Genomic DNA, 21,198 nt, shown 5'->3' with positions numbered 1-21,198 from the left:
AATCAATCAAACATTTATGAGAAAAATTGTTTTATCAATATTTCTGATGTTATTTCTCTTTTTAGGAGCAAATGCACAAAATATTGTGAAAGGAATCGTTTCAGATAGCGATTCTGAAAATCCTCTGCAGAGTGTTTTGGTAAGTGTTGTAAATACCAATCTGAGTCAAAAAACTGGTTCTGATGGGGTATTTATGATAAAAAACATACCAAATGGAAGCTATATTGTAGAGATTAAATTAGCGGGTTATGAAACTCAGAACTTTCCTGTAGAGCTTTCTGGAGAAACTGTAGACTTAGGAGAAATCCTCTTTTACAAAGACATTGCAGAAGACCAAGATTTAAGTTTAATTACCATTACTGATGATGAATTAAATGACGATGCTAGTGCTGCAGATAATATTGCAGGTTTGCTACAAGCTACTAGAGACATCTATTTAAGAACAGCTGCGTTTGAATTCAGTTCGTCGTTTTTTAGAATTAAAGGATTAGATTCTGGAAATGGAAAAGTACTTATTAATGGTATAGAAATGAACAAACTTTACGATGGTAGAGCACAGTGGAGTAACTGGGGTGGTTTAAATGATGTATTGCGCAATCAAGAGTTTAGTAACGGTTTATCTCCATCAAATTACACTTTTGGTGGTGTTTTAGGATCTACGAATATAGATACTAGAGCTTCTGGTCAAAGAGCAGGTACAAGAATTTCGTATTCATCTTCTAACAGAAGTTATGTGCATAGAGTAATGGCAACACACTCTACAGGTGTTTTAGAAGGCGGCTGGTCTATGACCTTTTCTGGTAGTAGAAGGTCAGGTTTAGAGGGTTTTAATGAAGGTACAAGTTATAATGCGTATTCTTTATTTGCATCTATAGAAAAACAAATTGGCGAAAATCATAGCATTAATTTTACATCTATTTTTACACCTAATAGAAGAGGTAAATCTTCACCTAATACTCAAGAGGTTTTCGATTTAAAAGGTATTGCGTATAATGATTATTGGGGGTATTTAAATGGTAAAAAAACAAACTCAAGAATAAAAGAAGTAGAAGAGCCAATTTTAATGTTGAATCATTATTGGGATATGTCCGATAAAACAACTTTACAAACCAACTTGGCATATCAATATGGTAAAATAGGCAACAGTCGTATCGATTTTAATGGAGGCGCAAATCCAAGCCCTACCTATTATCAATATTTACCAAGTTATTACGAAAGAGATGGTGATTTAGCAGGGGCTTACGAAGCTAGAGAACGTTTTGAAAATGATGGTCAATTAGATTGGAATAGAATAATTGATGCCAACGTTACCAATGCCAATAATGGTTTAGATAATGCCTATGTATTGTATGAAGATAGAAATGATGATAAACAACTAACAATAAATAGTATTCTAAATACAGAAATTACTAATAATATTACCTTAAATGCAAAGTTAGAGTATAAAAGATTACGTTCTAGTAATTTTGCAGAAGTTATAGATTTATTAGGTGGTACAGGGTATTTAGACATCAACCCTTTTGCAGATACAGAAAACAAGCAACAAAACAATCTTTTAGCACCAAATAGAGTGGTAGGTGAAGGAGATATGTTTAGATATAATTTTAATTTAAATTCTGATGTTCGTGGTTTCTTTACACAAGCACAATTTAAATACAATAAGGTAGATTTTTACACGGCTTTTAATGTGTCTAGAACAACACATCAAAGAGAAGGATTGTACCAAAATGGACGTTTCGAAAACAACTCTCTAGGGTTGTCAGAAAAATTAGATTTCACCAATTTTGGTGTAAAAGGGGGGTTAACGTATAAAATTACTGGTCGTCATTTATTAGATGTAAATGCTGCGTATTTAACACAAGCACCAACTATCAGAAACTCGTTTTCTAATTCAAGAGAAAATAACAATGTAGTAGATGATTTACAAAGCGAAAAAGTATTTTCTACAGACTTTAGCTATATTGTAAGAAGCCCAATCATTACATCAAGATTAACAGCCTATTATACCAATATAAAAGATGCTACTGAAATATCTTTTTATTTTGCTGATGGAGTTGGAGGTGACAATACTGCCTTTGTACAAGAAGTGTTATCAGGTATAGAAAAAGATCATATTGGTGTAGAATTAGGAATTGAAGCCCAAGTTACACCTACAATTAAGTTAAAAGGTGCAGCCTCAATAGGTCAATTTACGTACGCAAATAATCCGAATTTATACCTTACGTCTGATGTTGCAGATAATGGAGGTTTTGATAGCGATTTTAGATCAAAAGATTATGTGTCTTTGTTAGAAAACTACAAATTGGCTTCTGGGCCACAGAATGCCTATTCTGTTGGTTTTGAATATCGTGATCCAGATTATTGGTGGTTTGGTGCCACTGCAAACTTCTTTTCTAACATCTATGTAGATGTAGCCCCATTAAATCGTTCTGCCAATTTTTATGAAGATGCAGATGGGTTGCCTTTTTCAGATTACGATACTGAGTTAGCAAGAGAATTACTACAACAAGAAAAATTTGATGATTATATGGTTGTGAATTTAATTGGTGGTAAATCTTGGAAAATAGGAGACAAATTTATCAGTGTATTTGCAACAGTAAATAATTTGTTGAATACAGAATACAAATCTGGTGGATTTGAACAAGGTAGAAACGCAAACTTTAGACAATTAAGAGACGATAAAGCGTTAGATAAACCAGTATTTGGCAATAGATATTGGTATGGTAGAGGTACAACCTACTTTTTAAACATAAACTTAAGATTTTAAATATTATAATTAAACGAATATGAAAACAAATAAAATAATCATCTTGGCATTTGCCTTTATAATAGGAGTTTCTTTAAACTCTTGTGTAGAGGATGGAGATTATACAGTGCCTAGCGATTTAGGCCTTGTAGAAAATACAGAAGTTGAGAATATTATAGCAGATTTAAACAATCCTAATGGAAGTTTAGATTTAATCTCGATTGCTAATCTTAAAACCTTGTTTACAGGAGAGGCTACTGAAATCACCTCAGATTTAGTAGTAAAAGGCTATGTTACTTCATCAGATAGAACAGGAAACTTTTTTAAAGAAATATTCATTCAAGATGCTGCAGAAAACCCAACAGCAGCCATTAAAGTGGTGTTGAATTTAAATGATACCTACAACAAATACAATTTTGGTAGAGAAGTTTATATAAAATTAAACGGATTATTGATAGGAGAAACAAGAACTGGAGATGGTGTAATTACTATTGGTGGTGTTGCTAACGGAGATGCTGTAGATGATTTATCTGTTAAACAAATAGAAGAAAATTTGTTTAGATCTTCAGTAACTGCAACTTTAGTACCTAAAACCATGAATTTATCTGAAATTTCTTCTGCACATTTAGGGATGTTTATACAAGTTGAAAATGCACAATTTGATAAAGAAATTATGGACTTAACTTTTGGTGATCCTGATGAGCAGTTCGATACACAACGTTTTTTAGAAAGTTGTACAGATGGTGGTTCTATTTCTTTAGAAACTAGCTCTTTTGCTACCTTTAAATTTGCACCATTACCAGCAGGAAGCTTTACAATTAATAGTGTAGTTTCAAAAACTTTTGATGGTAGTAGCTTAATTTTAGTACTAAATGATAAGAACGATATTATTGTAACTGGTGAAAGATGTGATCCACCAGAATTAGATTGTGGTACAGCAACTGAAGAAGGTACAACAATTCTTTTTGAAGATGCATTTGAAACGCAAAGTACAAATAGTCCAATTTCAGGTAATGGTTGGACAAACTACCAAGAAGCAGGTACAGAAACATGGGAAGCATACAGAGCAACAGGTTCTAATGCATCTCAAGGAGTCTCTGCAGCAGTGGGTTCTTTTAGATCTGGAGACGATAGAACAGTGGCTTGGTTAATTACACCAGAAATTGATTTAGATGCAAATAGCAATGTTACCCTTTCTTTTGAAACTTCAAATAGTTTTGCAGATTCTAGTACTTTAGATTTATTATTTTCAGAAAACTGGGATGGAACTACAGAAGGAATAGCAACTGCAACTTGGGGTGTTGTTCCTGCAGCTTACATTACTCAAGATACAGATTCATTCTCTTCTTGGTTCGAGTCTGGTATTGTAGATTTATCTTGTGGTTCTGGTAAAATACATTTTGCATTTAAGTATACAGGAAGTGGCGAAACTGCTTTTGATGGTACTTACGAGTTAGATAATATTAAAATAGCAGCAGATTAATTTGTAAAATATTTTAAAATACAAACCAGTAGAATTTTTTCTACTGGTTTTTTTATTTTTACAATATGAATAAAATAGAACATATTGGTATTGCAGTAAAAGATTTAGAAAAATCGAATACCTTATTTGCATCACTTTTTGGGCAAGCACATTATAAAATCGAAGAGGTACTTACTGAAGGTGTAAAAACTTCTTTTTTTAAATCGGGGCCTAATAAAATTGAGTTGTTAGAGGCCACAAATGCTGAAAGTCCGATTGCAAAGTTTATTGCTAAAAAAGGCGAAGGAATACATCATATTGCTTTTGCTGTTGATGATATTGTTTCAGAAATAAAAAGATTAAAAAAAGAAGGATTTATCATTTTAAATGAAACACCAAAAAAAGGAGCAGACAACAAATTAGTAGCTTTTTTACACCCTAAATCAACAAATGGTGTTCTTATAGAGCTATGCCAAGAAATCGATTAGTTAAAATACTGCAAACAGGTACTATCAACTAATTTCTAATTATTATCTTGCAACCATTATTTAAAGGATTATTTAATGTCATCAAAATTTGACTCTTATCAAAAAAGACGTTTAGCATCTTCTTACATTTCTGTTGTAATTAGTATTGCTTTGGTGCTTTTTATGGTAGGTGTTTTAGGGTTGATTGTCTTAAAATCTACTAAAGTAGCCAATTACGTAAAAGAAAAAGTTGCGATTACTTTATTTATAAAAGATAACGTAACTCAAAAGCAAATAAAAACCTTTAGAGAATCGCTTTTAAAAGAAGAATTTACAAAAAAAGCAATTTATATAAGCAAAACACAAGCTGCAAAAAAATATAGTAAAGAAATTGGTGAAGATTTTTTAGAGTTTCTTGGAGAAAATCCTTTAAAAAACGGAATTGACATCTACCTAAAAGCAGATTATGTTACCCCAGAAAAAGTAGCAGCATTAGAACAAAAATTTTCTAAAAACCTGTTTGTTGCAGACGTTTCTTATGACAAGCCATTGATAAATTTATTAACCAAAAATATTAAAAGAATTAGCTTTTGGTTGTTGATTATAAGTGGTTTCTTTACATTAATTGCAATGATTTTAATTAACAGTTCTATACGTTTATCCATTTATGCAAAACGTTTTAATATCAAAACCATGCAAATGGTAGGCGCAACAAAAGGCTTTATTAGAAGGCCATTTATTTGGCGAAGTATAAAATTAGGAATGCTTGGAGCAGTTTTAGCTTTAATTGGTTTAGCTGTTTTAGTCTATTATTTAGATAAATATATACCAAGCTTAGATTTTTTAGAAGATTATAACACCTTAGCATATATTGTAGGTGGCGTTATTTTATCAGCATTAATCATCACTTGGCTAAGTACATTTTTTGCAACTCAGCGTTTTTTAAATTTAAAAACAGACGAACTTTATTATTAATAAATATGAAAAAAGAAATTAATCAAGAACAAGAATTTTTATTCGGTAAAAAAAACTACATCATAATGCTTGTAGGTATTGTGTTTATTGCTGCTGGCTTTATTGCAATGTCTGGTGGTGGTAGTGATGACCCTAACGTTTTTAACGAAGAAATCTACAATTGGCAACGAATTCGTTTGGCGCCGACTTTAGTAATTATAGGCCTTGGAATAGAAATTTACGCAATATTAGTAGACCCAAAAAAATAAGCTATGGATGTTTTAGAAGCAATTATTCTTGGAATAGTGCAAGGATTAACCGAATTTTTACCAGTATCATCTAGTGGTCATTTAGAATTAGCAAAAGCTATTTTAGGTGATACTTCTGTGCCAGAAGAAAGTTTAACGTTTACAGTAGTTTTGCATTTTGCAACTGCCCTTAGTACATTGGTTATTTTTAGAAAAGAAGTAGCAGATATTTTAAAAGGATTATTTCAATTTAAATGGAATGACGAACTAAAATTCTCATTAAAAATCATCATTTCTATGATTCCTGCAGTGGTTGTTGGGCTCGTTTTTGAAGAACAATTAGAATCTTTTTTTGGCGGAAAAATATTATTAGTAGGTGTAATGTTATTGGTTACAGCTGTGCTATTATTGTTGGCAGATAAAGCTAAAAACACCAATAAAGAAGTTTCTTTTTCAAACTCTGTAATCATAGGGGTTTCACAAGCAATTGCAATGTTACCTGGTATTTCTAGATCTGGTGCCACAATTTCTACCTCGGTTTTATTGGGTATTGATAGAACAAGAGCTGCACGTTTTTCATTTTTAATGGTTGTGCCTTTAATTTTTGGTAAAATCGGGAAAGATGTTTTAGGGGGCGATTTAAATTTTCAATCTTCAGAAATGATTGCTATTTCAGCGGGTTTTGTAGCTGCATTTTTATCGGGTTTATTGGCTTGTAAATGGATGATTGCTTTGGTAAAGAAAAGTAAATTATCATATTTTTCAATCTATTGTGCAGTTGTAGGTATAATTGCTATTGGTTATGCACTTTTAAGTTAATGTATAAAGTATTGAAAACCGAAGAAGATTTCAAAAAAGGTCAGGTTTTATTGATTGATAAACCACTAACGTGGACCTCTTTTCAGGCTGTAAATAAAATACGTTGGCACATTAAACAACGCTTTAAAATTAAAAAAATTAAAGTTGGGCACGCAGGTACGTTAGATCCTTTAGCTACAGGTTTATTAATTATTTGTACAGGTAAACAAACCAAACAAATAAATGTTTACCAAGGGCAAATTAAAGAATACACAGGTACTTTTACAATTGGTGCAACAACCCCAAGTTACGATTTAGAAACAGAAATTAACCAAACCTTTTCTACAAAACACATAACCGAAGCTTTATTAAAAGAAACTACAAAACAGTTTTTAGGTGATATTCAGCAAAAGCCACCTATTTTTTCTGCCATTAAAAAAGAGGGCAAACGTTTGTATGAATTGGCAAGAAAAGGTGAAACTACAGAAATAAAATCACGTACAGTGACTATTCAAGAATTTGAAATTACCAATATTGATTTTCCAAAAGTAGATTTTAGAGTGGTCTGCAGTAAAGGAACTTACATTCGTTCGTTGGCTTATGACTTTGGTTTGGCTCTAAATTCTGGAGCACATTTATCAACCTTAAGAAGAACCAAAATTGGAGCTTTTTCTGTAGCTGATGCAGTTTCAATAGATGAATTTATTGAGAGTTTGAATGAATAAGGTGTTTATTTTATCCTTTTAGATTGGGTAATAAAAGATAAACCTTGTTGACTCATTGTAGAACTCATAACAGCTTCAAAAATAGGTTCAGGACAATGTTTAGGTGTTTTCCATTCAAAAATAAAATTAGAGCCAGTACCTCCAGTAACATCAACTTCATCTATAATAATTTCTGCTGTTTCTAATGGTTTTAGAAAAATTGGAAAATCAAAATATTTTCTAATCGATTCTCCTTCTGTATCAAAGTATTCCGCTTTTAGTAGGTATATGGTATCTAAATCGCTAGTATTTCTTAAGCTAATCATAGAGGTTAAACTAATTTTTTTACTTTCGGTGAAACTGTAAATTTCTGAATATATAGATAGGTAAGATTTGCCATATTCTAAAGAGTCTTTTAAGGGTGCATGTACTTTTCGTTTAGACCAATTTTCAAAGTTTATAGCATCCTTTTCTTTTTTATGGCTACAGTTATACAATAGAAGTGCCAACAGTATTGTTAAATAGTTTAGTTTCATAAAAGTAAATGTTTTAAGATTTTAACAAATCTATTTTTACAATCAAATATATTGCATTTGTTTTGATCTATTTTATGTCTATCCTAAATAATAACGTAAAACATCACTTTTAGATTTGTTTTGTAAACGTCTAATAGCTCTTTGTTTAACTTGGCGTACACGTTCTCTTGTTAAATCGAATGTTTCTCCGATTTCAGTTAAGCTTGATGGTGAATGACTGCCTAAGCCATAAAACATTTTAATTACTTTGGCTTCTTTATGAGTTAGCTTATTTAAAGCTCTATCAATTTCAGTAGTTAAAGATTCTTTCATTAAGTTTTTATCGGGTCTTGGAGATTCATCAGATCTTAATACATGATATAAATTAGAATCTTCACCTTCTTTAAAAGGAGCATCCATAGAAAGATGTTTGCCTGAGTTTTTCATAGATTGGGCAACACTACTTACTGTAGTATCCAATTCATTGGCAATTTCAACATAAGTAGGTATTCTTTCATTTTGTTGTTCTAATTTAGAGTACACTTGTTTTATCTTGCTAATACTTCCAATTTTATTTAAAGGCAAACGAACAATTCTAGATTGTTCTGCAAGCGCAGACATTATAGATTGACGAATCCACCATACAGCGTAAGATATAAATTTAAAACCTCTGGTTTCATCAAAGCGTTTTGCGGCCTTTACCAAACCTAAATTTCCCTCGTTAATTAAGTCAGATAATTTTAAACCTTGCCCTTGGTATTGTTTTGCAACAGAAACTACAAATCTTAAATTGGCTTGCACCAACGTATCTAAAGCTCTCTGATTTCCTTTTTTAATTTTTATGGCCAACTCTACTTCTTCGTCTGCCGTAATTAAACCTATTTTACTAATTTCTTGAAAATATTTCTCTAAAGATTTTGCATCGCGATTGGTTACTTGTTTTGTAATTTTAAGTTGTCTCATGGTAAGATTTTGAATTTAAAAGTTGAAATTTTAAGAGTAGGTTGTACACTTTAAACTTATGACTAAAGCTTAAAATTTATGAATGAAAATGTACAGGTAGAAAAATTAGAAAACGAAGTTTAAGAAGTTGTTAGTTTTGTGTTGAAGAAATTGAGTAAGGTGTAACTGATATAAATTCGTTTTTTTCATCGAGTGCAAAATTACGAAAAATTAGTCGATTTTGCTAAAAAACAGCCCATTTTTATTTGTTTTAGATCAAAAAACGGTAAAAAACACCAAATTATGCTTTTTTATGAATATGTAAAATTAGTGAATTCTAGTAAAAAATAGGTGTTTGATTAATGTAACGTTAAAGTAAATATTATTGGTGATGAAAAGAGCTAACAATCCATTTGTTTGAGTTAAAATGTTATTGGCTTATCTAATAATTTTGTGCGGAATAAAAATGAAGTTAGATGAATATCCTTAATAAAATAAAATACGTATTACTATTATTTAGCATAGTATTCAGTTCTTGTTCTACCAAAAAGCGAGAGAAAGCTATTTTTCTAGACAACCCGAATGTTTTTAGAATTAAATTGGAAAATGGCGAAACAGAAATTGTTAGAAAAAATCATGCGGATGATTATATTTTTGAGAGTTGGAATGCCTATAATATGGTAAATACTCAACTATCTTTAATGGAAAATGAGGAGTATAAAATTTCTAAAAATAGAATTGTTTATTTAAAAAAATTTATGAATAACTTGGCTGTAAGTATTCCAAATTGGTTACAAACCAATGCTATAAATCAAGAATTAGAAGATGTTGAAGAAGAATTTGATAAATTAATTGACGAATTAGATGAATCAACCCATGTAATTAGAAAAAATTGCAGAGAATTAAATCAAGAATTTAATGAGTTGCAAAAAGAGGTAAAAAAAACTGTTAAAAGCTACACCAACACTTAATTTTCTGTTGATGAAATACAAAAAGAGGCTGTCTGAAAAGTATTAAAACTTGTCATTTTTACTTCGCGTTAAATGACAAATAAATTTACTTTTCAGACAGCCTTTTTTACACTTTAAGTGTACTAATTTTTTAGAATCTTAATGTGGCCCCAATTAAAAAGTTTCTAGTAGCTTGTGGGTAATAACCAGCGCCATCAACTGTGGTGGTTACACCAGCATTAGACCATGTATCATCAAAAGTAAAATAATACCCTCTATCAACATATTCTACATCAAAAACATTATTAATTAATGCTGTAAAAGTTATCGATTTAAAAATCTTCTTCGGATTTATTTGATAAACAAGATTTATATCGTTTATAAAAAAACTATCTAAAACATCATTATCTGAAATGGCACTATTTAAATTACTCATTAATTGTTTGCCAACATATTTAGATAAAAACGAAAACTGAAGGTTTTCAATAGGTGCATAAGTAAACATATTACCAAGAACTACATTTGGTGAAAACGTAATGTCTGTATTTCCTAAAGAAGTTGGTGTTGTATTGCCATCTCTAACCGTAAAGAAATCTCTATTTTTATTCTGGCTAAAAGAAGCATTTGGTCTTAGATACAATTGATCGTTTAAAGTAATTTCTGCATCTATCTCTACACCAAGTCTGTAACTGCTACCAGAAGTGGCTCTAATAGGTTGTCCAACATCATCTATAGCGCCTGTTAATACCAATTGATTGTCATAATCCATATAATAAATGTTGGTGTTTAATTTTACATTTTCTGATTTTAAACGCCATCCAAATTCATAATCAAATAAGGTTTCTGGAGTAGAAACTCCGTTTTCGAAATCATTTCTGTTAGGTTCTCTATTGGCAACAGCAAAAGAAGCATATAAATTATTATCGTTATTTATAGCGTATGTAAAACCAACTTTAGGATTAAAAAAATCGAAATTAGCATCAACATCTATTGGGTCTCTATCTGAAGTTAAGCCAGCAGTTTGGTAGCTAACAAAACGACCTTGTAGATCTACATATCCAGATAATTTTTCATTAATGTTAAAATTAGCTTTCGCAAAAATTGAAAAATCATTTTTAGTAGCATCAGAAAAATAATAACGATCTCTTATGTTTACATCAGCAGCTAAATCACTTCCCCAAATTACTTCCCCAAAATGATCCCCTGTGTAGTTGGAGTAGGAAACTCCTGTTATAAAGTTGATGTTATTGGTTTTGTAGTTTGCACTAAAGTTGAACACATAAAAATCGTTTTCTAACCAACGTCTTACAATTACATCAGTTTCATCTACAATTAAATTGTTAAAATCGGCAGCGTCTTCTTCAGGTTTAAATTGCTCAAAATATCCTGCACCTTTGGTGTAATTTAAACCAAGGTTGGTACTCCATTTGGTGTTCCATTTTTCATTCCAATGCAATTGATAATGATCTTGTTGGTAATTGTCGGTTTCATTATCATAAGTATATGGGTTTTGCCTTCTATCAGCAGCTAATTCATCAGCAGTTAACCCAAACCAAGCTTGGTAAGTTTGCTCTTTACCTCCAAAAGTTACGGCTTTAATTAAGGTGTTTTCATCTACATAACTCCCTTGTAAAAAGTACGATTTTAAGTCGGTAAAAGCTCTATCAACATAACCATCAGAATAAATATTAGACAATCTTCCTGCAATTTCTATATGGTCATTCAGTTTTCCTGTACTAAATTTTACAGTATGTTTTCTAGTGTTAAAAGAACCGAAAGAATTTGAAATTTCTCCAAAAGCATCTTCAGAAATGGCGTCTGTTAAAATATTTAAACTTGCGCCAAAAGCACCAGAACCGTTTGTAGAAGTACCTACACCACGTTGCAATTGAAGGTTTTCTGTAGATGAAGAAAAATCTCCTAAATTTACCCAAAAGGTACCTTGACTTTCAGCATCGTTATAAGGAATTCCGTTAATGGTAACGTTAATACGTTCGCTATTCGAACCACGCACATTCATATACGTATAACCAACTCCAGCACCAGCATCTGATGAGGATACCACGTTAGGTAAATACTTCATTAAAATAGGAATGTCTTGTCCTAAATTACGTTTTGCAATTTCTTTTTTGGTTAAATTAGAAAACGTTACAGGAATATCTGCATTTACACGAACTGCAGACACCAATACTTCATCTAAAAGTGCAGTATCTGAATTTAGTTGAACTACATACTCTTCATTTTGAGTAACTGTAATTTGATCAACAATTGTTTTAAACCCTAAAAAAGAAATTTCAATAGTGTACGTTCCCTTTGGTAATTGAATACTAAAGTTACCTTTGTTGTCGGTAGAAACTCCTTTCTTCATTTCTTTGATTAAAATACTTGCACTAGGCAATGGGTTTTTGTTTTCATCATAAACTGTTCCTTTAACTGTAAATGATTGTGCGTTTGCAAGTATACTTGCAAACAAGAATAAAAAAAAAGTGATTTTTTTCATTTTAAAAAATTTTAAAACGAATAAAAAGAGGTAATTATTCTTGTGATTTATATTGAATAATTATTGCGCGTCATTACAAATGAGAATAAACGAAGTAATCTTTTTAAAAAAAATTTCTTCACATCGTTCGTAACAACATTTTGTTTTCCTAAACAGCATTACCTGTTCTAGGTTCAATGGGTATGATCTCAGCCATAATTAGTTGTTAGTCTTTAGTTGTTAGTCTTTAGTAAAGTTTCTAAAGTCTATCGTCTAAAAGCTACAGTCTAAACTAGCACCCCTTTATGAGAACGACGCAAAATTAAGTCGGAATTTTGTAATGAGAAATAAAAATTTGATTTTTTTTTTAGAAGCTATTTCGCGCTTTCAGCACTCGCTTTTTTTTATGCTGAATTTATTTCAGCATCTTGTTATTAAAAGAAGATAATTTTATTATTTAGAACTGATACTAAATCGAGTTCAGCATAAAAAAAGAGCTCAAACAAATGCTTCAATCGCGGCTAAACTTGTTTGCCAATAAGTAGTAATTAATCTAGCTCAGGTCTTTTTCGTAATGCTTTTTTTACTGAATTCCGTTGTTTGTTTTCGGCTTTACGTTTTAAAGAAGCAAAACTCGGTTTTGTAGGTTTTCTTTTTTTAGGGCGTTTTAAACCAGTTGCAATAATTTTTAAAAAGCGTTTAATAGCCAATTCTTTGTTTCTGTGTTGAGAACGTGTGTCTTCACAAAAAAGAATAAATACATTTTCTTTAGTTAATTTTGATGAAAGTTTCTCCTTTAAAATTGTTTTTTGATGCGCTGAAAGTGCCACAGAGTTTTCTAAATCAAATGTCAATTCTATTTTAGACGACGTTTTATTTACATGCTGACCACCAGCACCAGAACTTCTAATGGCTTTGAATTTTAGTTCTAAAAGAATGTCTTTAGAGTTCATCAATTAATTTTTCTTGGTGTAAGAATGCAAATTTTCTTTTTGAGCAATAATTTTATCAATAGCTGTTACTGCTTTTTTTAACCGAGTTTCTTTGTTTCCTTTTAATAAAAGATAAGGTTTGTTATGGTCTATTAAAGATTGCTCAAAAGCGTTAAACATTTCTAAACGTTGTTCTGGTCTGTCCCGTAAATCATCAGCTTCCCAAGGCGTATCAATATAAGTTAATAAATACAAATCGTATTGATTTTCGTAGGCTGCTTTGTCTAATAATTCATCTACAAAACCCCCATAAAACTCTTGCGAATATACTTTGGTTTCTAACAAATCTGTATCACAAATTAATACCTTATCTGCTTTTAATGCCAACTTATTTTCTAATTTCATTTGCCCAATAGCAATAGGTAATAAATCTTTAGCTTCACAGGTTTTACGTTCATTATTCCATTTTTTTTGTAAATAATCTCTAGCAAATTCGGGCGCCCAAACCGTATTGTAATGACGTGCTAAATGTTCAGAAAGCGTTGTTTTTCCTGTAGATTCAGGCCCAAATAAAACAACTTTTACAACGTTAATGGGTTTTTGTTTAAGCTTTTTTTCCATGCTAAATAACCAAATATTGCAATAAACGTAAATCCTAAGTATTGAAAACTGGTAAACGTAAATCCTTTATAGAAATATAAAGGTACAGAAATGATATCTCCTAGAATCCAAAAAAGCCAATTTTCTATTTTTCGTTTGGCCATCAGCCACATGCCCACAAAGAAAATGGCAGTGGTAAATGTATCTACATAAGCAACCCAAGATGTCCATTTATCAAAACTTTTATAGACTACAAAAACAAATAAAAGTGTGGCTAAAAAGATGTAAATTGAAATTATTTTTTCTTTTCTAGTAGTTTCAGAAATCGGGGTTACTTGAGTTTCATCTATTTTTCTTGTCCAAATATACCAGCCGTAAACGCTCATTATAAAATAATAAGCGTTAATCATCATATCTCCTAAAAGTTCCCATTTTAAAAGAAGATAAACAAAAATAACGGTGCTAATCATTCCTGTTGGAAATACCCAAATTTTATTTTGTTTGGAAAACCATACAGATAAAAATCCAAAAATAACAGCTGTAATTTCTAAGCTTATATCTATAGTAGTGTAGTTTTTGTATTGCCCAAAAAAGAAATCAAAAATTGCAGACATTCGTTTATTAATTAAAAATCAAAAGTAAAAAAGTAAAATTGTTATGCTTTAAAATTTAGGAATAGATTTCTTTATAAAGTTTCAATAAAACTCAAATTAGTTAAAATGCGCTGCAATAGTATTAGCTATTTCAATAAATTCGTCATTAGTTAGTTTTTCTTTTTTGGTAAACTGCATATCAGCCATAATAGAAGTGGGTATTAAATGCACATGAACATGTGGCACTTCTAAACCCACAACACTCATTCCAATACGTTTACAGGGTACTGCCTTTTTTAGTGCTTTTGCAACGCTGTAAGAAAAATCCATCAGTTCTAAATACTCTTCTTTAGATAAATCAAAAATTTTATTTTCCTCTTTTTTAGGAACTACCAAAGTGTGCCCTTTTGCATTTGGATTTATGTCTAAAAAAGCAAAAAATTTATCATTTTCGGCAACTTTGTAACTCGGTATTTCTCCATTAATTATTTTTGTGAATATGCTCATCTTTTGGGTTTTTAAAAATTGAATGACAGTAAATATATAAAAGAATTCGGGTTTTAGCTATGCTAAAACCCGAATTCTATATTAAAAGAAAAATGCAATTCTATTTATCTTGAAATTTCAATAATTTCAAATTTCATAATACCACTTGGCACTTTAATTTCTGCAATATCCCCTAATTTTTTACCTAATAAACCTTTACCAATTGGTGAGTTTACAGACAATTTACCATTTCTAACATCAGTTTCTGAATCTGCCACCAATCTATACGAAAATTCCATTCCGTTTGCTGTATTCTTAATTTTTACGTTAGAATGTATTAATATTTTAGAAGTGTCTAACTGACTTTCATCTAAAATACGTGCGTTGGCCACAACATTTTTTAGTTTCGCTATCTTAAATTCAAGATGCGATTGTTCTTCTTTAGCTGCATGATATTCTGCATTTTCACTCAAGTCACCTTTGTCTCTTGCATCTGCAATTTCTTGAGTTACTCTAGGCCTTTCAATTTGTTCTAGATGATGCAATTCGTCTTTTAATTTTTTTAATCCTTCAGTAGAATAGTATGAAATTTCGCTCATTTTTTTTATTTTTAAAATTATCAATTTTATAGTGAAATGTGTTAATCATTAAAAAAACAGATAATTTAGTGTACTAATAAACCAACTATGGGTAAATTTAAAAATCTCATTGCCTTCGCAGGAATGAGATTGTGAAACAAATGTACAAAATATTTGTAACTTGCTTACGTTTAAAGATAAACTATCATTAAAAATGATTAAAAAGATATTGATTCTTGTGTGTTTTAGTCTTTTTGTAAACTGTTCTGAAACAGGTAATTTGGCTAATTGTATTCGTTCCTTTAACGTTAGCGTTAATACAGATTTAAATAATCCAGGCCTTATAAATGCGCAAACTCCTGGCGGATTTGCTTTTCTACCTGGAGGAAATAAAGGGGTATTATTATTTAATAAAAACGGAACTGATTTTGTAGCTTTTGATCGATTTTGTCCGCAAGCAGATTGTGATGCTGCTATGACTTTTGAAAATCGCTTGTTAAAATGTACTTGCGACGAGAGTACTTACAGTGTAGATTTTGGAGGTACGCCTCAAACTGATGGTTTTCAATGTCCTGCTATAGAATATAGAGTTACTAAAAATGGTTCTACAATTCGAATCAGTAATTTTTAGTAGTTTCTTAGCTTTTCAATCCGTATTTTTGCTACAAATCAACAATAATTATCGTGAAAAATTATTTTTCTTCAGACTTTAAATTAGGCGTTTTAGGTGGTGGTCAGCTAGGTAGAATGTTATTAACAGAAACTCAAAAATTTGATATTCATACTTCAATTTTAGATAGCAATGCAACTGCACCATGTGCAGAAATTTGCAACACTTTTGTTGTTGGAGATTTGCTAGATTTTAATGCAGTTTACAACTTTGGTAAAACTGTAGATTTATTAACCATAGAAATTGAAAACGTAAATTTAGACGCTTTAGATCAACTTGAAGAAGAAGGTTTAACCATTTACCCAAAACCCAAAGATTTAAGAATTATTCAAAGTAAAGCAAGGCAGAAAAATTTTTATATAGATCATCAAATACCAACTGCAGCATTTTCTCATTATGCATATTTAGAAGAATTAAAGCATTCTGTTGAAAACAATATTATCGATTTTCCTTTTGTTTGGAAAGCTGCACGTTTTGGTTATGATGGTAATGGCGTAAAAATTGTAAGAAATGTAGAAGATTTACACAGTTTACCCAATGTAGAATGTATTACAGAAAAGTTAATTCCGTTTAAAAATGAATTGGCAGTTATTGTGGCTAGAAATTCTGATGGAGAAACCACAACCTATCCTGTTGTGGAAATGGAATTTCATCCAGAAGCAAATCAAGTTGAATATGTAATTTGCCCAGCAAGAATAGATTTTAAAGTTGCAGAAAAAGCTAGAGAAGTTGCTTTAAATGTGGTTAGCAAATTAGATTTTGTAGGCTTATTGGCTGTAGAAATGTTTCAGACTGTAGATGATAAAATATTGGTAAATGAAGTTGCTCCAAGACCACATAATTCTGGTCATTACTCTATAGAAGCTAGCTATACCAATCAATTTGAGCAACATTTACGTTCTATTTTAAATCTTCCTTTAGGAAACACAGAAAGTAAAGTAGCAGGAATTATGGTAAACCTTGTTGGTGAAGAAGGGTTTTCTGGTGATGTTATTTATGAAAACTTAAATGACATTATAAAAATTGATGGAGTTACGCCTCATATTTACGGAAAGAAAGAAACACGCCCTTTCAGAAAAATGGGACATGTTACTATTGTGAATTCTGATATTGATAAAGCAAGAGAAATAGCACAGAAAGTTAAGGAAACGATTAGAGTGATAAGCAAATAATTATGGTAGGAATAATAATGGGAAGCGATTCAGATCTTCCAATAATGCAAGAAGCAATAGACATTTTAGAAAGTTTTGACATACAAATAGAAGTAGATATTGTTTCTGCTCACAGAACACCAGAAAAATTATTCGACTATTCTAAAAATGCACACAAAAGAGGTATAAAAGCAATTATTGCTGGTGCAGGTGGTGCTGCTCATTTACCAGGAATGGTGGCAAGTATGAGTCCTTTACCTGTAATTGGAGTTCCAGTAAAAAGCAGAAATTCTATTGATGGTTGGGATTCTGTTTTATCAATATTACAAATGCCAGGAGGTGTACCTGTTGCAACTGTAGCTTTAGATGGTGCAAAAAATGCAGGTATTTTAGCAGCTCAAATTATTGGTGCTTCAGATAAATGTGTTTTAGATAAAATTATCGCTTACAAAGAAGGCTTAAAACTTAAAGTTGAAAAAGCCGCTAAAAAAATTCAAAATTCCTAGTTCAGAATTCAAAGTTAACACTGAATTTTAAATTTTAAACATTGAACATAACAGAATGAACCCACTTTTACAAGATTTTAATACAGCTCCGTTTACGAAAATTTCTTCTGATGATTATAAACCAGCTATTAAAAAAGGGATAGAAATTGCAAAAGCAGAAATTGACGAAATTGTTAATAATACAGATGCACCTACTTTTGAAAACACAACTGTAGCTTTAGATTTTACAGGTGAAAAATTAAATAGAATTACATCTATTTTTTTCAATTTAAATTCGGCAGAAACGAATGATGCTATTCAAAAAATTGCACAAGAAGTTTCGCCTTGGTTAAGTGAATTTAGAAATGACATCACTTTAAACGAAGCCCTTTTTGAAAGAGTAAAAGCTGTTTTTGATGATAGAGAAAATTTAGATTTAACACCAGAACAACAAATGTTGTTAGAAAAGCAATACAAAGGTTTTGCTAGAAATGGTGCAAATTTAAGTGATGATAAAAAATCGAAATTAAGAGAAATAGACTCAAAACTATCTAAATTATCTTTACAATTTGGCGAAAATGTATTGGCAGAAACCAATGCTTTCGAACTGCATTTAACTAATGAAGATGATGTTTCTGGCTTACCTGATTCTGTGAAAGAAGCTGCAAGTCAATTAGCAAAAGAACAAGATAAAGAAGGTTATATCTTTACACTTCAATATCCAAGTTACATTCCTTTTTTAACGTATGTAGACAATAGAGAGTTACGTAAAAAAATGGCAATTGCTGCTGGTAAAAAAGCCTTTCAAGACAATGAGTTTAACAACGAAAAAATTGTTTTAGAAATTGTAAACTTACGTCAGCAAAGAGCAAACTTATTAGGTTATAAAACCCACGCTCATTTTGTTTTAGAAGAAAGAATGGCAGAAACTCCTGAAAAGGTAATCGAATTTTCTAACAATTTATTAGAAAAAGCAAAACCTGCTGCTCAAAAAGAGTTTGAGAATTTAGAAAAATACGCTCAAAAATTAGACGGAATTGATCAACTTCAGAAATGGGATGGCGCTTATTATTCAGAAAAATTAAAGAAAGAATTATTCGATTTAGATCAAGAAATATTAAAGCCTTATTTTAAATTAGAAAATGTAATTGATGGTGTTTTTGAAATCGCAAATCGTTTGTATGATTTAAATTTTGAAGAAGTTTCTACCATCGAAAAATATCATCCAGATGTAAAAACATATAACGTAACTGATAATGAAGGTAACTTTATTTCTGTTTTTTATGCGGATTATCATCCTAGAAAAGGAAAAAGAAATGGTGCTTGGATGACAAGTTACAAATCACAACAAATAAAAAACGGAATTAACGAAAGACCTCACGTTTCTATTGTGTGTAATTTCACAAAACCAACAGCTACAAAACCATCTTTATTAACCTTTAATGAGGTTACAACTTTGTTTCACGAGTTTGGCCACGCTTTGCATGGAATGTTAGCAAACACCACTTACAACAGTTTATCAGGAACTTCTGTTTCTTGGGATTTTGTAGAATTACCAAGTCAGGTTTTAGAAAATTGGTGTTATGAAAAAGAGGCTTTAGAGATATTTGCAAAACATTATGAAACTGGTGAAATTATCCCAATGAAATATGTAGAGAAAATAAAAGAATCTGCAAGTTTTCATGAAGGAATGCAAACTTTACGTCAATTGAGTTTCGGACTTTTAGACATGAAATGGCACTCAGAAGATCCATCAGAAATTACTTCTGTAAAAGATTTTGAAATTTATGCTTTTTCTGAAACCAGATTGTATCCTGATGTTGCAGAAAACTGTATGAGTACAGCATTTTCTCATATTTTTCAAGGTGGATATTCTGCAGGATATTATTCGTACAAATGGGCAGAAGTTTTAGATGCTGATGCTTTTGAATATTTCTTAGAAGAAGGAATTTTTAACAAAGAAGTAGCTACAAAATTTAAAGAAAATGTACTCTCTAAAGGCGGAACTGTAAAACCAATGGAATTGTACAAACGCTTTAGAGGTCAAGAACCAAAACCAGAAGCTTTATTAAGAAGAGCTGGTCTTCTATTAAATGCCTAAAATTAAGTCATAAATTTGTTATAAAACTGTTCCACATACGTTATAAAAATAGATGAGGAACAGTTTTTTTATTTTACTAGCCTTTTTAACCTTTTCTTCTTTTTCACAAATAGTGATTAAAGGAACTGTTTATTATGAAAAAGGACCTTTACAAAATGTAGCTGTTTATCTTAACAATACTATGTTGGGCACAACCACAGATGAAAATGGTGAATTTTCAATTCCTTTGAAACAAGGTAATTATGAATTGATTATTTCTTACCTAGGTTACAAGAAAATTAATTACCCTTTAAACACTATAACTTACAATAAACCATTAGTATTTGTTTTAGAAGAAGAAAATAATATTTTAGACGAAATTATTATCAAAAAAACAGTTTATGATGATGAATGGAGGAATAATTTAATCGTTTTTAAAGAAGAATTCATTGGTATTAGCGAACTTTCTAAAGAATGCGAAATTTTAAACCCTGAAGTTTTATATTTTGATTATAATGCTCAAGATAATATTTTAAATGCTTACGCTAAAAAGCCTTTACAAATCAAAAACAATGGTTTAGGATATCTGATCATTTATGAATTAGAAAGTTTTGAGCGAAACAAGAATTACCTGCGCTATTTAGGATATTCTAGATACAAGGAATTAAAAGGTGGAAAACGAAAGCAAAAACGTTGGGCAAAAAACAGAGAAAAAGCCTACAAAGGTTCAACAATACACTTTTTTAAATCCATTTTAAATAATTCTTTTACTGATGAAGGTTTTATTGTAAATCAATTTAAAAGAGTTCCTAATCCTGAAAGACCTTCTGAAGAAGAAATAAGAAAAGCGAGAGCATTGATAAGACTAAATAGAGGAAAAGCTCTTAGTTTTAACCTAACTAATAAAGTGCCGAAAAATGCTTTAGACTCAGCTTTAGTTATCGTTAGAAAATCACGTTTAGAAAAATTTAGAGATTATCTATACAAGTCTCAACTTTCTAAAAATGAAATCATCACTACAAAGAATAATAAAGCATATCTAACTTTTAACGATAATTTAAGTATCGTTTACACAAAAGAAAAAGAAGAAATGGCTTTTATCACTAGAAATGCATTTAGTAAAAAACGAGATCCTTTGCCTCAAACCTCTAGTTTAATTCCTTTAGAAACAAACATTATTGTAGATAAAAACGGGCTACTTCTAAATCCTTTAGATGTTATCTATGAAGGTTATTGGTCCTTTTACGAAAAAGTGGCTACCTATTTACCTTTAGATTATGTGCCAGTTGGCAGCTCTCAGTAAGCAGTAATTCAGTGAGTTTTTTAATGAAAATGGTAACAGCAAACTGAAGACTAAA

The 21,198-nt window shown here is 30.8% G+C and carries 21 protein-coding genes; 13 read left to right on the top strand and 8 right to left on the bottom strand.

Going from position 1 to position 21,198, the window contains the following annotated elements:
* The first annotated feature begins 16 nt into the window (after positions 1-16).
* The 7 genes from SJY27_RS09660 (at position 17) to truB (ending at position 7,400) form a co-directional block, all read left to right on the top strand.
* On the top strand, positions 17-2,767 hold the full coding sequence (locus tag SJY27_RS09660) for a carboxypeptidase-like regulatory domain-containing protein (RefSeq protein WP_397444621.1): 2,751 nt from the start codon (positions 17-19) through the stop codon (positions 2,765-2,767).
* A 19-nt stretch (positions 2,768-2,786) separates the two neighbouring features.
* Entirely contained in the window at positions 2,787-4,229 is a 1,443-nt protein-coding gene (locus SJY27_RS09655) for a DUF5689 domain-containing protein (protein ID WP_397444620.1), read from the top strand.
* A 65-nt stretch (positions 4,230-4,294) separates the two neighbouring features.
* The gene (mce, locus tag SJY27_RS09650) at positions 4,295-4,696 is read left to right on the top strand and encodes a methylmalonyl-CoA epimerase (RefSeq protein WP_397444619.1); all 402 of its coding nucleotides are present in this window, start codon (positions 4,295-4,297) and stop codon (positions 4,694-4,696) included.
* Positions 4,697-4,771: 75 nt separating this feature from the next.
* Entirely contained in the window at positions 4,772-5,650 is an 879-nt protein-coding gene (locus tag SJY27_RS09645; protein WP_397444618.1) for a cell division protein FtsX, read from the top strand.
* Positions 5,651-5,655: 5 nt separating this feature from the next.
* Positions 5,656-5,898 carry a DUF3098 domain-containing protein gene (locus tag SJY27_RS09640; RefSeq protein WP_397444617.1) on the top strand — a complete coding sequence of 81 codons (243 nt, stop codon included), beginning with the start codon at positions 5,656-5,658 and terminating at the stop codon, positions 5,896-5,898.
* 3 nt (positions 5,899-5,901) lie between these two features.
* A complete protein-coding gene (locus tag SJY27_RS09635) occupies positions 5,902-6,696 on the top strand; it encodes an undecaprenyl-diphosphate phosphatase (RefSeq protein WP_397444616.1) in 795 nt (264 codons plus the stop codon).
* Positions 6,696-7,400 (top strand): tRNA pseudouridine(55) synthase TruB, encoded by a 705-nt coding sequence (gene truB, locus SJY27_RS09630; RefSeq protein ID WP_397444615.1) that lies wholly within the window; start codon positions 6,696-6,698, stop codon positions 7,398-7,400. Before SJY27_RS09635 ends, truB begins: the two co-directional genes overlap by 1 nt.
* A 5-nt stretch (positions 7,401-7,405) precedes the next feature.
* Here truB and SJY27_RS09625 read toward each other — a convergent pair whose 3' ends face one another.
* Together SJY27_RS09625 and SJY27_RS09620 are read right to left on the bottom strand one after the other, a co-directional pair.
* On the bottom strand, positions 7,406-7,915 hold the full coding sequence (locus SJY27_RS09625) for a DUF3124 domain-containing protein (protein WP_397444614.1): 510 nt from the start codon (positions 7,913-7,915) through the stop codon (positions 7,406-7,408).
* Positions 7,916-7,993: 78 nt separating this feature from the next.
* Complete coding sequence (locus SJY27_RS09620; RefSeq protein ID WP_397444613.1) at positions 7,994-8,857, bottom strand: RNA polymerase sigma factor RpoD/SigA; 864 nt, start codon at positions 8,855-8,857, stop codon at positions 7,994-7,996.
* A 455-nt stretch (positions 8,858-9,312) separates the two neighbouring features.
* Here SJY27_RS09620 and SJY27_RS09615 point away from each other — a divergent pair, with 455 nt between their 5' ends.
* Positions 9,313-9,807, top strand: coding sequence for a hypothetical protein (locus SJY27_RS09615; RefSeq protein ID WP_397444612.1), 495 nt, complete (start codon positions 9,313-9,315; stop codon positions 9,805-9,807).
* A 130-nt stretch (positions 9,808-9,937) separates the two neighbouring features.
* On the opposite strand, the gene SJY27_RS09610 is transcribed toward SJY27_RS09615, so the two are convergent.
* From SJY27_RS09610 to greA, 6 genes are all read right to left on the bottom strand, one after another.
* Positions 9,938-12,286 (bottom strand): TonB-dependent receptor, encoded by a 2,349-nt coding sequence (locus tag SJY27_RS09610; protein ID WP_397444611.1) that lies wholly within the window; start codon positions 12,284-12,286, stop codon positions 9,938-9,940.
* 527 nt (positions 12,287-12,813) lie between these two features.
* Entirely contained in the window at positions 12,814-13,218 is a 405-nt protein-coding gene (arfB, locus tag SJY27_RS09605; RefSeq protein WP_397444610.1) for an alternative ribosome rescue aminoacyl-tRNA hydrolase ArfB, read from the bottom strand.
* Between the two features lie 3 nt (positions 13,219-13,221).
* Positions 13,222-13,818, bottom strand: a complete 597-nt coding sequence (locus SJY27_RS09600; RefSeq protein ID WP_397444609.1) for an AAA family ATPase — start codon at positions 13,816-13,818, stop codon at positions 13,222-13,224.
* Complete coding sequence (gene pnuC, locus SJY27_RS09595) at positions 13,779-14,411, bottom strand: nicotinamide riboside transporter PnuC (RefSeq protein WP_397444608.1); 633 nt, start codon at positions 14,409-14,411, stop codon at positions 13,779-13,781. Before pnuC ends, SJY27_RS09600 begins: the two co-directional genes overlap by 40 nt.
* A gap of 96 nt (positions 14,412-14,507) precedes the next feature.
* The gene (locus SJY27_RS09590) at positions 14,508-14,897 is read right to left on the bottom strand and encodes an HIT family protein (protein ID WP_397444607.1); all 390 of its coding nucleotides are present in this window, start codon (positions 14,895-14,897) and stop codon (positions 14,508-14,510) included.
* A 104-nt stretch (positions 14,898-15,001) separates the two neighbouring features.
* Complete coding sequence (gene greA / locus SJY27_RS09585) at positions 15,002-15,475, bottom strand: transcription elongation factor GreA (RefSeq protein WP_397444606.1); 474 nt, start codon at positions 15,473-15,475, stop codon at positions 15,002-15,004.
* A gap of 193 nt (positions 15,476-15,668) precedes the next feature.
* Between greA and SJY27_RS09580 the strand changes: the two genes are divergently transcribed.
* From SJY27_RS09580 to SJY27_RS09560, 5 genes are read left to right on the top strand one after another with little or no spacing between them, the layout of a single operon-like run.
* Complete coding sequence (locus tag SJY27_RS09580) at positions 15,669-16,085, top strand: phosphoribosylaminoimidazole carboxylase (RefSeq protein ID WP_397444605.1); 417 nt, start codon at positions 15,669-15,671, stop codon at positions 16,083-16,085.
* 53 nt (positions 16,086-16,138) lie between these two features.
* Entirely contained in the window at positions 16,139-17,296 is a 1,158-nt protein-coding gene (locus tag SJY27_RS09575) for a 5-(carboxyamino)imidazole ribonucleotide synthase (protein WP_397444604.1), read from the top strand.
* A 2-nt stretch (positions 17,297-17,298) separates the two neighbouring features.
* The gene (gene purE / locus SJY27_RS09570; RefSeq protein WP_397444603.1) at positions 17,299-17,781 is read left to right on the top strand and encodes a 5-(carboxyamino)imidazole ribonucleotide mutase; all 483 of its coding nucleotides are present in this window, start codon (positions 17,299-17,301) and stop codon (positions 17,779-17,781) included.
* A gap of 55 nt (positions 17,782-17,836) precedes the next feature.
* Positions 17,837-19,861 carry a M3 family metallopeptidase gene (locus SJY27_RS09565; RefSeq protein ID WP_397444602.1) on the top strand — a complete coding sequence of 675 codons (2,025 nt, stop codon included), beginning with the start codon at positions 17,837-17,839 and terminating at the stop codon, positions 19,859-19,861.
* 52 nt (positions 19,862-19,913) lie between these two features.
* Positions 19,914-21,143 (top strand): carboxypeptidase-like regulatory domain-containing protein, encoded by a 1,230-nt coding sequence (locus SJY27_RS09560; protein WP_397444601.1) that lies wholly within the window; start codon positions 19,914-19,916, stop codon positions 21,141-21,143.
* The last annotated feature ends 55 nt before the right edge of the window (positions 21,144-21,198 follow it).

The sequence above is a fragment of the Polaribacter sp. R77954 genome (assembly GCF_044595335.1).
Classification (GTDB): domain Bacteria; phylum Bacteroidota; class Bacteroidia; order Flavobacteriales; family Flavobacteriaceae; genus Polaribacter.
The sequence above is the reverse complement of the archived record's forward strand: the minus strand, read 5'-3'. Positions and strand labels throughout refer to the sequence as shown.